Source organism: Polaribacter litorisediminis (genome assembly GCF_019968605.1).
GTDB classification, from domain to species: Bacteria; Bacteroidota; Bacteroidia; order Flavobacteriales; family Flavobacteriaceae; genus Polaribacter; species Polaribacter litorisediminis.
Window position 1 is genome coordinate 2407501 of sequence record NZ_CP082966.1, and the last position, 15002, is coordinate 2422502.

At 33.6% G+C, this 15002-nt stretch carries 8 protein-coding genes, 2 tRNA genes and 2 rRNA genes (1 of these 12 running past the window's edge); 5 read left to right on the forward strand and 7 right to left on the reverse strand.

Going from position 1 to position 15002, the window contains the following annotated elements; translation table 11 throughout:
- The 6 genes from K8354_RS10350 to K8354_RS10375 form a co-directional block, all read right to left on the reverse strand.
- A 23S ribosomal RNA gene (locus K8354_RS10350) occupies positions 1 to 445 on the reverse strand (it extends 2475 nt beyond the left edge of the window).
- A 231-nt stretch (positions 446 to 676) separates the two neighbouring features.
- A tRNA-Ala gene (locus K8354_RS10355) sits at positions 677 to 753 on the reverse strand.
- Between the two features lie 103 nt (positions 754 to 856).
- A tRNA-Ile gene (locus K8354_RS10360) sits at positions 857 to 930 on the reverse strand.
- An 82-nt stretch (positions 931 to 1012) separates the two neighbouring features.
- Positions 1013 to 2530, reverse strand: a 16S ribosomal RNA gene (locus tag K8354_RS10365).
- The 16S and 23S rRNA genes sit together here with 2 tRNA genes alongside, the layout of an rRNA operon.
- A 1505-nt stretch (positions 2531 to 4035) precedes the next feature.
- Positions 4036 to 5406: a pyridoxal-phosphate dependent enzyme gene (locus K8354_RS10370; RefSeq protein ID WP_223439373.1), complete on the reverse strand. Its 1371-nt coding sequence runs from the start codon at positions 5404 to 5406 to the stop codon at positions 4036 to 4038.
- Positions 5407 to 5544: 138 nt separating this feature from the next.
- Positions 5545 to 6780: an ABC transporter permease gene (locus tag K8354_RS10375; RefSeq protein ID WP_223439374.1), complete on the reverse strand. Its 1236-nt coding sequence runs from the start codon at positions 6778 to 6780 to the stop codon at positions 5545 to 5547.
- 55 nt (positions 6781 to 6835) lie between these two features.
- On the opposite strand from K8354_RS10375, the gene K8354_RS10380 reads away from it, so the two are divergent.
- Positions 6836 to 8053, forward strand: coding sequence for an exo-beta-N-acetylmuramidase NamZ family protein (locus K8354_RS10380; RefSeq protein WP_223439375.1), 1218 nt, complete (start codon positions 6836 to 6838; stop codon positions 8051 to 8053).
- A 21-nt stretch (positions 8054 to 8074) separates the two neighbouring features.
- On the opposite strand, the gene K8354_RS10385 is transcribed toward K8354_RS10380, so the two are convergent.
- The gene (locus tag K8354_RS10385; RefSeq protein ID WP_223439376.1) at positions 8075 to 8599 is read right to left on the reverse strand and encodes a YkgJ family cysteine cluster protein; all 525 of its coding nucleotides are present in this window, start codon (positions 8597 to 8599) and stop codon (positions 8075 to 8077) included.
- Between the two features lie 76 nt (positions 8600 to 8675).
- Between K8354_RS10385 and argS the strand changes: the two genes are divergently transcribed.
- The 4 genes from argS to K8354_RS10405 all read left to right on the forward strand — a co-directional run bounded on the left by argS (position 8676) and on the right by K8354_RS10405 (position 15000).
- Positions 8676 to 10595 (forward strand): arginine--tRNA ligase, encoded by a 1920-nt coding sequence (gene argS / locus K8354_RS10390; RefSeq protein WP_223439377.1) that lies wholly within the window; start codon positions 8676 to 8678, stop codon positions 10593 to 10595.
- 201 nt (positions 10596 to 10796) lie between these two features.
- Positions 10797 to 12185 carry a dihydrolipoyl dehydrogenase gene (lpdA, locus tag K8354_RS10395; RefSeq protein ID WP_223439378.1) on the forward strand — a complete coding sequence of 463 codons (1389 nt, stop codon included), beginning with the start codon at positions 10797 to 10799 and terminating at the stop codon, positions 12183 to 12185.
- 121 nt (positions 12186 to 12306) lie between these two features.
- Complete coding sequence (locus K8354_RS10400; protein ID WP_223439379.1) at positions 12307 to 13434, forward strand: HEAT repeat domain-containing protein; 1128 nt, start codon at positions 12307 to 12309, stop codon at positions 13432 to 13434.
- Positions 13435 to 15000, forward strand: coding sequence for a glycosyltransferase family 2 protein (locus K8354_RS10405; protein WP_223439380.1), 1566 nt, complete (start codon positions 13435 to 13437; stop codon positions 14998 to 15000).
- Positions 15001 to 15002 lie beyond the last annotated feature (2 nt).

A 15002-nucleotide genomic window follows, 5' to 3' on the forward strand; every position in this document is an offset into this window, starting at 1 on the left:
CCGGATGGTCCCGGTGGATTCATACAGGATTACTCGTGTCCCGCACTACTCAGGATACCACTATCAATAACTTCGCTTACTTTTACGGGACTATCACCCTCTATGGTCTGTCTTTCCAAACAGTTCTAATTCACTTAGCATCAAATATTGTGGTCCTACAACCCCAATACTGCCGTAACAGCATTGGTTTGGGCTAATCCGCGTTCGCTCGCCACTACTAACGGAATCACTATTGTTTTCTCTTCCTCCGGTTACTTAGATGTTTCAGTTCACCGGGTTTACCCCTATTGCTAGGTGACATGTCTTCAACATGCCGGGTTGCCCCATTCGGATATCTACGGATTATAAGGTATGTGCCCCTCCCCGTAGCTTTTCGCAGCTTATCACGTCCTTCGTCGTCTCTGAGAGCCTAGGCATCCGCCATACGCCCTTACTTAACTTATTGTACTTTTTGCCGTGATACATCTCTGCATCACAACGAGCTCTTTTTATTCTTTATAAAAATTGTTCCGTATATCGCTATACAAAACTCTCTATCTTTTTGATTCTTACGATATCATTTTACCATTATGTCAATGAACTATGTGGCGAGTCGCCACTGACAAGTTTTTAAACTCTCAGCAACAATCTGCCTACAATACTCTGGAAATAATTTAACTTATCTCCAGGCATTGCCTGGTGGAGAATATCGGAGTCGAACCGATGACCTCTTGCGTGCAAGGCAAGCGCTCTAGCCAGCTGAGCTAATCCCCCTTTTTCTTCTAGTGGCAGTCAACAGGTTTTAGTCTGCAGTCGTGAGCCGACTAAAATTGGGTGCATAACCACTTCTAGAATTTCCTTATATATTAAAAAATTGTAGTCCCGGGCAGACTCGAACTGCCGACCTCTACATTATCAGTGTAGCGCTCTAACCAGCTGAGCTACGAGACTATAATAGCTTAAATATATTGTTTTTTTAAAATTAACAGCAAAGAGTAAAATTTCCCTTTTGTAACTCACCATATTTCTCTAGAAAGGAGGTGTTCCAGCCGCACCTTCCGGTACGGCTACCTTGTTACGACTTAGCCCTAGTTACCAGTTTTACCCTAGGCGGCTCCTCGCGGTGACCGACTTCAGGCACCCCCAGCTTCCATGGCTTGACGGGCGGTGTGTACAAGGCCCGGGAACGTATTCACCGGATCATGGCTGATATCCGATTACTAGCGATTCCAGCTTCACGGAGTCGAGTTGCAGACTCCGATCCGAACTGTGATATGGTTTATAGATTCGCGCTCTGTTGCCAGATGGCTGCTCATTGTCCATACCATTGTAGCACGTGTGTGGCCCAGGACGTAAGGGCCGTGATGATTTGACGTCATCCCCACCTTCCTCACTACTTGCGTAGGCAGTCTCATTAGAGTCCCCATCTTTACATGCTGGCAACTAACGATAAGGGTTGCGCTCGTTATAGGACTTAACCTGACACCTCACGGCACGAGCTGACGACAACCATGCAGCACCTTGTAATATGTCCGAAGAAAAAACTATCTCTAGTCCTGTCATACTACATTTAAGCCCTGGTAAGGTTCCTCGCGTATCATCGAATTAAACCACATGCTCCACCGCTTGTGCGGGCCCCCGTCAATTCCTTTGAGTTTCAGTCTTGCGACCGTACTCCCCAGGTGGGATACTTATCACTTTCGCTTAGTCACTGAGATAAATCCCAACAACTAGTATCCATCGTTTACGGCGTGGACTACCAGGGTATCTAATCCTGTTCGCTCCCCACGCTTTCGTCCATGAGCGTCAGTACATACGTAGTAGACTGCCTTCGCAATCGGTATTCTGTGTAATATCTATGCATTTCACCGCTACACTACACATTCTATCTACTTCCATATGACTCAAGTCAACCAGTATCAAAGGCAGTTCCATAGTTAAGCTATGGGATTTCACCTCTGACTTAATCGACCGCCTGCGGACCCTTTAAACCCAATGATTCCGGATAACGCTCGGACCCTCCGTATTACCGCGGCTGCTGGCACGGAGTTAGCCGGTCCTTATTCTTACAGTACCGTCAAGCTCGTACACGTACGAGTGTTTCTTCCTGTATAAAAGCAGTTTACAACCCATAGGGCAGTCTTCCTGCACGCGGCATGGCTGGGTCAGAGTTGCCTCCATTGCCCAATATTCCTCACTGCTGCCTCCCGTAGGAGTCTGGTCCGTGTCTCAGTACCAGTGTGGGGGATCTCCCTCTCAGGACCCCTACCTATCGATGTCTTGGTAAGCCGTTACCTTACCAACTAACTAATAGGACGCATAGCCATCTTTTACCGATAAATCTTTAATTACAAAATGATGCCATCTCGCAATACTATGGGATATTAATCTTCATTTCTAAAGGCTATCCCCCTGTAAAAGGTAGGTTCTATACGCGTTACGCACCCGTGCGCCGGTCGTCATCTGTGCAAGCACAATGTTACCCCTCGACTTGCATGTGTTAAGCCTGCCGCTAGCGTTCATCCTGAGCCAGGATCAAACTCTTCATTGTATATTTTTAATATTATAATGAATAAGTTTCAAAAGAATTTGTCTAATTATTTAAACATGGTTATTCTACTCTTTGTTTACGCTGTCAATTTCAATATTTTCAATGAACTCTTAGGGAATCGCATGAATGCTATAAACACTCACTATGAATCCTAATTTGTAGAAACACTAGAATCGAACTAGTTGGCCTCTCTCAAAACCATTCCAAAATTTCTTGATTTTTTTTGATCTTTTTTGCTATCTCTGTTAGCGGGTGCAAATCTAAAACTTATTTTTAATCTGACAAGAAAAAATAAATAAAATTTTAATTATTTTTCTAAACCCTAAACTTGAACTTTTTTACCCCCCCGAAATTTCGGACTGCAAACATACCACAAGTTTATAATATCAACCTAATAAAAATTTCATTATTTTTTAAATATTTGTTAACATCTAAAAAATAAAATAACCTTAATTAAACCAATATAACTAACACAAATCTCAATGAACTTTACCAACCCTGTTTCCGTTAGCGGGTGCAAATATACAACCTGTTTTAACAATAACAACTGTTTTTTTAACTTTTTTCTGATTAATTTTTAAAAGACTGTAAATGTATTCTTTACACTATAAAATTCTAATCTTGTTTTTAGACATATTTAAATTAAAAGTATGTTTTTATCCAAATAGTAGTTATTTATCCTAAAACTTAGCTTTTCTATCTATAGAATTATGAGATCCTATAAATGCTAAGAACTCTTTCTTGCAAGATTTGAATCCATAATCACGACTGTCAATCTTTATAAAAGTGTAATTTATTAAATATTATAATTAACAAACATTGTTGTCCGATAAAAGATAAAAAGACCGCTTTCGCTGTTAGAGTAAAGAACAAAGACTTGAATGTATCTAACTGAAAAACAATATTATTATGATTTTAAATTTTTCGATACATCATAAATTCTAAAGCGGTTTTAAAAGCAAGGTACACTACTTTAAAGGCTCTTCAAAATCAATACTATCAATACTTTAAAACATTTTAGCTAATTTTAATCGGACAACACTAATTAACAAATAATAAACACGCCCTAACTTTTACACTTGATCCGTTCTAATGCAAATGCAACATCAACCATTAGACATAAAAAAATCGTCTAAAAATTTCTCTTTAGACGATTTAGATAGTCACAAATTATAAGTCCCCCAACTTATAAAGTGGTTTAGCATTTAAAATTAAATACACGACAAATATAAATTTATTATCTAATTAAAAAAGTACTTTTCGTTGAATGGTCACTTTTAAAGGTTTGAAATACGTGAAAGTTTCGGCAAATAAAGAATTTCTTGAAACGAACTATCCTCGAGGCAGCCCCGCAGGGTTACCTGCCTGCGGCAGGCAGGTTTCGCTCGTTTCATTTTGACCTAAAAAGGTTAAAAATCAAAATTCTATTATTTAGATTCCCGTTTTCACGGGGATGACAATTTCAACGGAAACCCCGACGCAGAGCATCGAGGAATTCTTTTCGATTAAATACCACCAATAATATCGTGCTTGGTAATAATATGATGGTATCCATTTTCTAAATCAACTAAAACGGCATCATTCTCTTTGGTCATCAACTTAGAAATATCTTCTAATTTAGTAGATTTTATGACCATAGGATATGGTTTTCCCATAATTTCTTTAATCGATTTGTCTGCTATATTTTTATCCGTAATAAAATGATGTAATAAAATAGACTCATCTAAAGAACCCACAAAACCATTCACATCTTTTACAGGCATTTGCGAAATTTTAAAAGATTTCATTCGTTCAATGGCATGAGAAACCAACTCTTCTGTTTGTGCAAAAACCAAAGATCTATCTGAGTTACTTTTTACTAAATCTGCTGCAGTTTTAAAATCTTCTTCCACAAAACCTCTATCTCGCATCCAATCGTTGTTAAACATTTTACCCACATACCTGCTTCCATGATCATGAAACAGTACAACCACAACATCGTCTTTTGTAAAATGTTCTTTTAACTGCAGCAATCCTTTTACCGCAGCTCCAGCAGAATTCCCTAAAAACATGCCTTCTTCTTTTGCCAAACGCTGTGTATAAATTGCAGCATCTTTATCGGTTACTTTTGTAAAACCATCAATAACTCCAAAATTTACGTTTAATGGTAAAATATCTTCTCCAATTCCTTCTGTGATATAAGGATAAATCTCATTTTCATCAAAAACACCCGTTTCGTGATATTTCTTAAAGACAGAGCCATAGGTATCAATTCCCCAAACTTTCACGGTAGTTCCTGCTTCTTTAGCTTTCATTTTTAAATAACTACCAACGCCAGAAATCGTTCCCCCTGTTCCTACTCCAACTACAAAATGAGTTACTTTCCCTTCAGTTTGCTCCCATATTTCTGGACCTGTACTTAAAAAGTGTGCTTTGCAATTACTCGGATTGTCATATTGATTTACATACCAAGAATTTGGTATTTCTTCTCCTAAACGTTTAGAAACTGAATAATAAGATCTCGGGTCTGTTGAATCTACATTTGTTGGGCAAACCACAACTTCTGCACCCACAGCTCTTAAAATATCTATCTTTTCTTGAGACTGTTTATCTGCCATTACAAAAATACATTTATAGCCTTTTACAATTGCAGCTAAAGCCAAGCCCATACCTGTGTTTCCAGAAGTACCTTCTATAATGGTTCCTCCAGGTTTTAATCGTCCGTCTGCTTCTGCATCCTCAATCATTTGCAATGCCATTCTATCTTTTACCGAGTTTCCTGGGTTAAAAGTTTCATATTTAGAAAGCACCAAACAAGGCAATTCTTTCGTTAAAACGTTTAATTTTACTAAAGGAGTATTCCCTATAGTTTCTAATATATTTTCTGCGTAGTTCATTTCTTAATTTTACAAATGCAAAGATAATTTATTTTTATAGAGTTTGCGTTAGCGATTGAAATGACATCCTTTTTTGAGGAACGAAAAAAAGATATAATGAAAAGCGCGACCTTGGGAACGCCCAAAATAAACTATTTTTTATGCAAATTTAATGGCTTTTGATGGCTCTATTTTTGTGATAATATATGACGGAATTACTAGCATTAAAAAACATAGTAATAAAGTTCCTACATTCAGTAAAATAACGGATGTAAAAGAAATGTAAACCGGCATCGTTGTTACATAATACGTTTCTGGATCTAAAGTAATTACCTTAAAGTAATATTGAATAAATATGAGTAACAATCCAATAATATTTCCCCAAAAAAGTCCTTTTAAAATAAGATAAGAAGCGTTGTATAAAAAAATTTTTCTGATGCTAGTATTGCTACTTCCTAAGGCTTTTAAAATACCAATCATTTGCACACGTTCTAAAATTAAAACAAGCAAAGCTGTAATCATGTTGATGCCTGCAATGACAATCATAATACCAATTATGAACCAAATATTATTATCAAATAATTGAATCCAATCAAAAATATTTTGATACAATTCTACAATCGTTATACTTTTTAAAGTGGAACTCGTTTCTCTATAAATCTCTTCTCCTTTTACCTCAATCTCCTCAAAATTATCTAACAAAACTTCAAAACCACCAATCTGATTTTCAGTCCATTTATTTAACTTTTGCACCTCTCTAATATCACCAATCATCATACTTTTATCAAATTGGGCAAAACCAGAATTGTAAATTCCTGAAATAATATACTTTTTGTTTGAAGGCAATTTACTCGTTGCTGTTTTTAGAAAAGTAGCCAAAATTGTATCGTTTAATTTTAATTTCAAACGATTCATAACGGTTTCTGAAAGTAAAACATCTCTTGTTCTTGGTTGCTTAAAATTTGGCACTTTACCTTCTACCAAATATTCTTCAAAAAAAGACCAATCGTAATCTGTAGAAACCCCTTTAAAAATAATGCCTTCGAAGTCGGTTTCTGTTCTTAAAATGCCGCCTTTATTGGCAAATACTTGTATGTTTTTAATGCCCGAAATATTTTTAAATTTCGGATAAAAATCTTGGTTTTTATCAACAGGAGTTGTAGAAACATCAGAATTATTAGCATCGTAATTAACAATTTGTATATGCCCTTTAAAACCTGCCATTTTATCACGGATTTTATTTTGCAAGCCAGCACCTGTTGCTACTGCAATAAGCATAATAATAATTCCTAACGCAATTGCAGTAATGGCAATTTTTATTATTGGCGATGAAACACTATTTTTATACTTTTTGCCAATAATAATGCGTTTTGCAATAAATAACTCGTAATTCAAATTTATGATACATTTAAAACCGTTCAAAAATACATATTTAATCTTATTTCTGTTGATGAATTTTAAGCTGATTTCTTGTACTCAAAAAGTTCAAGAACCAAAATTTGAAATTCCGAATAAAGAAAACGTCACCTTGATTAAAACAGGAGCAGAAAGAACTGAATTATATCTTAATGTATTAAAAGGAAAAAATATTGCCATTGTAGCGAATCAAACCTCTGTTTTATCTGTTTTGCAAAGAACAGAAATTGCCCCAAATGTTATGGGTTCTAAGAAGGTTACTCTTCATTTAGTTGATTATTTACATAATTATAATGATATAACAATTCAAAAAGTTTTTGCTCCTGAACATGGTTTTCGCGGAAAAGCAGATGCAGCAGAATTTATAAAAGATGGAAAAGACGCCAAAACAGGATTACCAATTATTTCTTTGTACGGAAAAAATAAAAAACCTTCTGCTGAACAACTAGAAAAAATTGATGTTGTTGTTTTTGATATTCAAGATGTGGGCGTTCGTTTTTATACCTATATTTCTACTTTGCATTATGTGATGGAAGCTTGTGCAGAAGTTGGAATTCCTGTTTTGATTTTAGATAGACCCAACCCAAATGGGCATTATGTTGATGGTCCTGTTTTAGAATTACAACATGCTAGTTTTGTTGGCAAACATCCTGTTCCGGTTGTATACGGAATGACCATTGGCGAATATGGACAAATGATTAACGGCGAAAAATGGCTCAAAAACGGCATACAATGTGACCTAAAAGTGATTCCTTTAAAAAATTATACACACCATTCTGAGTATAGTTTAGCGATTAGACCTTCACCAAATTTACCAAATGACAAGTCTATAAACCTCTACCCTAGTTTAGGTTTTTTTGAAGGCACCATTATTAATGCAGGAAGAGGCACCGAATTTCAATTTCAAAGATATGGAGCGTCATTTTTTCCAAAAAGTGATTTTCAGTATACTCCAGAACCGAATTTTGGAGCTAAATATCCAAAAGAAAAAGGGAAACTTTGTTATGGTGTAGATCTTAGCAAAAACAAAAAACTAAGTTCTATTAATTTAGATTGGTTGATCGATGCTTTCAACAAAACCCCAAAAACAGCAAAATTCTTTGGAGAGACCTTTACAATCCATGCTGGAAACATAACATTGCAACAGCAAATTGAAGAAGGTATATCAGCAAAAGAAATAAGAGAATCTTGGCAGGAGGATTTGAGAGATTTTAAACAAGTAAGAAGTAAATATTTGATATATAAAGAATAACAAGTTCTTTGAATTTTTGAATTAGCTTCTCGTTTTTTTAACTTTAGAGGCCATCGGTAAACGTTTTTTTAGCGCTTCTACAATATTGTAGGTTGCAGGACATATCGTTGTATTGACAATCGTTAAGTCTGTAATTTGAATAAATTTTCTTCTATCTGTATGCGGGTATTCTGCACAAGCCTTTGGGCGAACATCATAAATAGTGCAACTATTATCAGAAAGGTCTAAAAAAGAACAAGGCGCTGTTTTTAACACCATAAAATCATCGACATCTCTTTCTAAATAGGTGCTCGTAAAATCTGCTACCCTCATTCTTAAATGTTTAGAAATACGCTGAATGTCTTTATCCATAAATATAGGGCTAGATGTTTTACAACAATTAGCACAGTCTAAACAATCTGTTTTTGCAAATTCAGCATCATGCAACTCTTGCATTACATAGTCTAAATTTTTGGGCGTTCTTTTCTTTAAATTTGAAAAATATTTTTTATTTTCTTTGATAGCATCTTCTGCTAATTTAGGCAACATTTCTAAGCGCTTTTCCATCCTCGAAAAATACGACTAATTCTCTTAAAAAGTTGTTTAAAATTGTGTATTTTCGCCAATTAATTAAAGCACCAAAATGAGTATTCAAAATCTTATAGAATCCAAAGTAAAAGAAGGCTTTTTCAATTTATATCAGATAGAAATTCCGACAGTAGAATTCCAAGCAACTCGTAAAGAGTTTGAAGGTGATATTACTGTAGTGGTTTTTCCTTTATTGCGCTATAAGAAAGGGAATCCTGTTCAAATTGGTGAAGATTTAGGGAACTATATTGTTGAAAATGTAACCGAAATAACACGTTTTAATGTTGTAAAAGGATTTTTAAATCTTGTGGTTTCAGATACTTTTTATAATGAATTTTTTAATACAATATATTCAAATGCTCTCTACGGTTTTGTTTCGCCAAAGGCGGATGAAAAAGCGATTATGGTAGAATATTCGTCTCCAAACACCAACAAACCATTACATTTAGGGCATGTTCGTAATAATTTATTGGGCTATGCTGTTTCTGAAATTCTAAAAGCTTCAGGAAAAAAAGTTTACAAAACTCAAATCATAAACGATAGAGGAGTTCATATTTGTAAATCGATGTTGGCTTGGCAGAAGTATGGAAATGGAGAAACACCAGAGTCTACAGGTTTAAAGGGGGATAAATTAGTTGGTAATTATTATGTAAAATTCGAACAAGAATTTCAAAATGAGTATTCAATTTGGTTAAAATCTGATAAGGGTGAAAAAAAATATCTACAATATAAAGAAAATTCAGAATTAGAGAGGATATCACTTTGGAATAAAATTGGAGAAAATTATCAAAATAATAAAGAAGATTTTTTTTCTGACTGTAAAATAAGAAAAGAATTCAGAAAGAATTATAAGGATGCATACTTCAACAACTATAGTAATTTAGGAAATGAAGTAAAATTAATGCTTCAAGAATGGGAAGGAGAAAATAAAGAAGTTGTATCACTTTGGAAAACCATGAACTCTTGGGTATATAGTGGGTTTGAGGTTACTTACAAAAATATGGGTGTTAATTTTGATACTTTATATTATGAAAGTGATACGTATTTATTAGGAAAGGATGTTGTTGCTCAGGGTTTAGAAAAAGGTGTTTTTTATAAAAAAGACGATGGTTCTGTTTGGTGTGATTTAACAGCCGATGGTTTGGATGAAAAAATCGTATTACGTTCAGATGGTACTGCGGTTTATATGACGCAAGATATTGGCACAGCCATTCAGCGTGTAAAAGATTATAGCGACGTAGGCGGAATGGTCTATACGGTTGGTAATGAGCAAGATTATCATTTTCAGGTCTTATTTTTAATCTTAAAAAAATTAGGATTTGATTGGGCAAAACAATTGCATCATTTAAGTTACGGAATGGTTGATTTACCTTCTGGAAAAATGAAATCTAGAGAAGGAACCGTTGTAGATGCAGATGATTTAATGGTAGAAATGACGAATACAGCAAAAGAAATTTCTGAAGAATTAGGCAAATTAGATGGCTATTCAGTTGCCGAAAAAGAAGATTTATATCAAAAAATTGGTTTAGGAGCTTTAAAATATTTTGTTTTAAAAGTAGATCCTAAAAAGAGAATTTTATTCGACCCAAAATCTTCTGTAGATTTCCAAGGAAATACAGGACCTTTTATACAATATACGTATGCTAGAATTCAATCGATCATTAGAAAAGCAGAGTTTGATTACTCAAATCCTGTTTCTATAGCATTACATGAAAAAGAAAAAGAATTATTAAAACAATTGGAGTTATTCCCTGAAACAATTCAGCAAGCGGCAGCCAATTATTCACCTGCTATAATTGCGAATTACACCTACGATTTAGTCAAAGAATTTAATTCTTTTTATCAGAATGTATCTATTTTAGGGGAAGAAGATCCAGATAAAAAAACGTTTAGAGTTCAGCTCGCAAAAAAAGTAGCAGACACTATAAAATTAGCGTTTTCTTTATTAGGAATTGAAGTTCCTGAAAGAATGTAAAAAAGATATTGACATTAATTTGACACATAAAAATGCTGTTAATTACGTGTATCTCGATACTAATATTATAAAATAAATAGCAAATATTATCAATTAAACAAAAATTGGTAAATTTGTGCTTAAAAATAAAATTCAATTTGAAATTTAAAAGAATAACAAGTACTTTTAAATTTTCGGTTGAGAAAAATAAACAAAAACAACATGAAATACGATATCATTATTATTGGAAGTGGACCTGGAGGTTATGTAACTGGAATTAGAGCTTCGCAATTAGGCTTTAAAGTTGCCATTGTAGAAAAAGAATCTTTAGGTGGTATTTGTCTTAACTGGGGCTGTATTCCTACAAAAGCGTTATTAAAATCTGCCCAAGTATATGACTATTTAAAGCATGTTGATCAATATGGTTTAAAGGCTGAATCTATTGATAAAGATTTTGATGCCGTGATAAAAAGAAGTCGTGGTGTTGCTGAAGGAATGAGCAAAGGTGTCGCTTTTTTAATGAAGAAAAACAAAATTGATATTATAAACGGTTTTGGTAAAATAAAAACAGGGAAAAAAGTTGATGTTACTGCAGAAGATGGTACTGTAACAGAATACAGCGCAGACAATATTATTATAGCAACCGGTTCTCGCTCTCGTGAGTTACCAAACTTACCGCAAGATGGTGTAAAAGTTATAGAGTACAGAAAAGCAATGACCTTACCAAGTCAGCCAAAATCTATGATTGTAGTAGGTTCTGGTGCCATTGGTGTTGAATTTGCACACTTTTATAATACCATGGGTACAGAAGTTACGATTGTAGAATATATGCCAAATTTAGTTCCTGTAGAAGATATAGACATCTCAAAACAATTTGAGCGTTCTATTAAAAAAGCAGGAATTAAAGTAATGACAAATTCGTCTGTAGAATCTGTTGATACTTCTGGTGAAGGAGTTGTTGCCACTGTAAAAACAAAAAAAGGTGACATTAAATTAGAAGCAGACATTTTATTATCGGCAGTGGGTATAAAATCGAATATCGAAAACATTGGTTTAGAAGATGTCGGAATTATTGTTGACCGAGATAAAATTCTTGTCAATGATTTTTATCAAACTAACATTCCAGGCTATTATGCTATTGGCGATGTAGTTCCTGGACAAGCTTTGGCACATGTTGCTTCTGCAGAAGGAATTACATGTGTAGAGAAATTAGCAGGTTTGCATACAGAGCCTATAGATTACGGCAATGTTCCTGGTTGCACCTATGCAACTCCAGAAATTGCTTCTGTTGGTTTAACCGAAGCAAAAGCAAAAGAAGCTGGTTACGAATTAAAAATCGGTAAATTTCCTTTCTCTGCTTCAGGTAAAGCAAAAGCTGCTGGTACTCCAGATGGTTTTGTAAAAGTTATTTTTGATGCAAAATATGGCGAATGGTTAGGATGTCATATGATAGGAGCCGGCGTAACAGACATGATTGCGGAAGCTGTTTTAGGTAGAAAATTAGAAACTACTGGTCATGAAGTATTAAAGACAATCCATCCACACCCCACAATGAGCGAGGCCGTAATGGAAGCTGTTGCCGATGCATATGATGAAGTCATTCACCTTTAAAACTAGTTAATTCATAGAATAAAAATATTATAAGTTGTAAATTTTTGTACATTTGATGAAGTTACAAAACACGATAAATCCCTCAGTTTAGCGAAAATATTAAAATAGAAATACAAAGTAAATGAGTTTTGTTGAGTGGTTTCTTTCTTTTATCTACAAGATAAAAACATTTCCTCTTATAATACAAATTACAGTTGTGTTGACTTTAGTGTTCATGGTAGCCACTTTAGCACTTATGATTACAATTTATACCATTAGAAGGAGACATAACAGATTGCAGAAAAAACTTAAAAATAGTGTACCTGAAATTATTAAGTTATTCGATGATATTTTGTTTACCGAAAAAAAATACACGGAGCAAGAGATCTATACTGAATTTGAAGACATTGTAAATGAAGTAAATAGAGAATCTTTAGATATCGGAATTGGAATTCTTGTAGATTATAAGAATGATAATAAAGAATCAGAAAAATACCCTTTGATTATTAGTGCATTGGGAATTGTAGAACATTTGGAAAGAAAATTCGATTCGAGATCTAATAGTGAAAAAATTAATGCTTTTCAAGAAGCCTTTATTTTAGATTTAAATAAATTTGATTCAAAAATTTTAAGCCACGCCTATAGTAAAAATAAATTAATTAGAAATGAAGCGAGAAACTCTTACTTGGCTTTGAGTACAAATGACCCGTATCGATTTTTTGATGAATTCGATAAATCTTTAACGAAGTGGGATGAAGTTGAATTAATGCAATATTTAGAACTTCAAAAAGTTAGAGGTAATTTAGAAGGATTAGGAAAATGGATTAACTATTCTAAAAATGATTCTTTAGTTGTTTTTCTAATCAAAATGGTTGGATACTTTCAACAAAAAGGTATTAATGACATTTTAATAGAAAAGCTGGATGACGACAATGCTGAGATAAGAGGACAGGCTATTGTAACATTAGGAGATTTAAATATAGTAGATATAGAGCAAAGTTTAATTGAAAGATTCTATACAGAACCAGAAAGCTGTCAAGTAGCCATTATAAAAACCATTAAAAAATTTAAAACCGGAAAATCTCTTCAATTTTTAGAAGAAATCTTTTATGAAACTAATAATACCGATTCTAAAAAAATAATTGCAGAAGCTATCCTAAACTATAGCTATGAAGGAAAAATTGCTTTTCAAAATTTAAAAAATTCTTTAAGCGGTTTCGATTTAACAATTTTACAACATGTTGAAAGTCCCTTAATTAAATATAAATAAATGTTAGAAATTTTTGTAAAAATTTACGAGTATTTTATTTTTTTCTATGCAACATCTCTAATATTTAGTTACATTTTATTAGCCATATTTTCTTTTATAGCGATTAATAGATATAAAAGTTATAATACTGATAATGATGATGAAGAGCTCCTAAGCTCTCCGCTAGCACCAGGAATTTCTGTAATTGCACCTGCCTACAACGAAGAAAAAACAATTATTATTAATGTAAAATCATTACTAACCTTAAATTATCCACTATTTGAAGTTATTATTGTAAACGATGGTAGTAAAGATAAAACACTAGATCTATTAATTGAAGAATTTGATTTGGTAGAAGCCCCTTTCGCTTACGTTGAAAAAATTAAAACTCAACCCTACAAAAGAACATTTAAGTCTAAAAATCCGAAATATGAAATATTAACGGTAGTTGACAAAGAAAATGGAGGAACGAAAGCAGATGCCTTTAATGCCGGATTAAATGCATCCATTTTTCCGTATTACTTAAACACAGATGTAGATTGTATTCTTGCTAGAAATACGCTCTCTAAAATGATCAAACCCATCCTAAATTCTAAGGTAACTGTAATTGCAGTCGGAGCAACTTTAAGGATGTCTAATAATTGTGAAATTGAGGAAGGAATTATTACAAGAGTAAGACCTCCAAAAGCCTTAATTCCACGTTTTCAAGAATTAGAATACATTCGTTCTTACTTATTAGGGAAAATGGGTTGGGAATTGATAAATTCTGTTCCTAACGTTTCTGGGGGATTAGGAATGTTTAATAAAGAAATTGCAATTAAAGCAGGAGGATATGGTGCCGATTCTCATGCAGAAGATATGGATATGCTGACACGTATGGCCGTTCATATGATGAACAACAGATTAGATTATAAAATTGGTTATATCCCTTTATCTTGTTGTTGGACAGAAGGACCACCCAATATTCAAATTTTAGGAAGACAACGCACAAGATGGGCCAGTGGATTGTTTCAAATGTTTAGTGACCATAGAAGAATATTATTCAATCCTAAATATAGGAGAATGGGGTTAATTACATTTCCGTATACCTTCATTTATGAATTTTTAGCTCCAATTATAGAAACTTTTGGTCTTTTATTTTCAATATTTTTACTATTCTATGGCTATGTAAACTGGAATTTTGCGCCCTTAATCTTGCTCTATTCATATACATTTGCCATAATGATTTCATCCATAGTTATCATCTGGGATCAAATGACCTTTAAATATTACAATACCACAAGAGAAGTTTTATCACTATTTATAACCGCTTTTATAGAACCTATATTCTACCATCCTTTAATTGTATTCTTTTCTTTAAAAGGATATTTTAGTTTTATTACGTCACAAGAACTTGCATGGGGAACAATGACTAGACAAGGATTTGAAAATGACGATAAAAAGAAAAAATCTGACGGTGGTAATGAAAACAAAAATGATGGAAATAACAATCCTGGTGACAATTCTGGAGATAAAAAATCTGGATTTTTTGAAAAATTAAAAAATAAAAAAAGTTCAAATAATGATTTTGAACCTTTAAAAACATAATT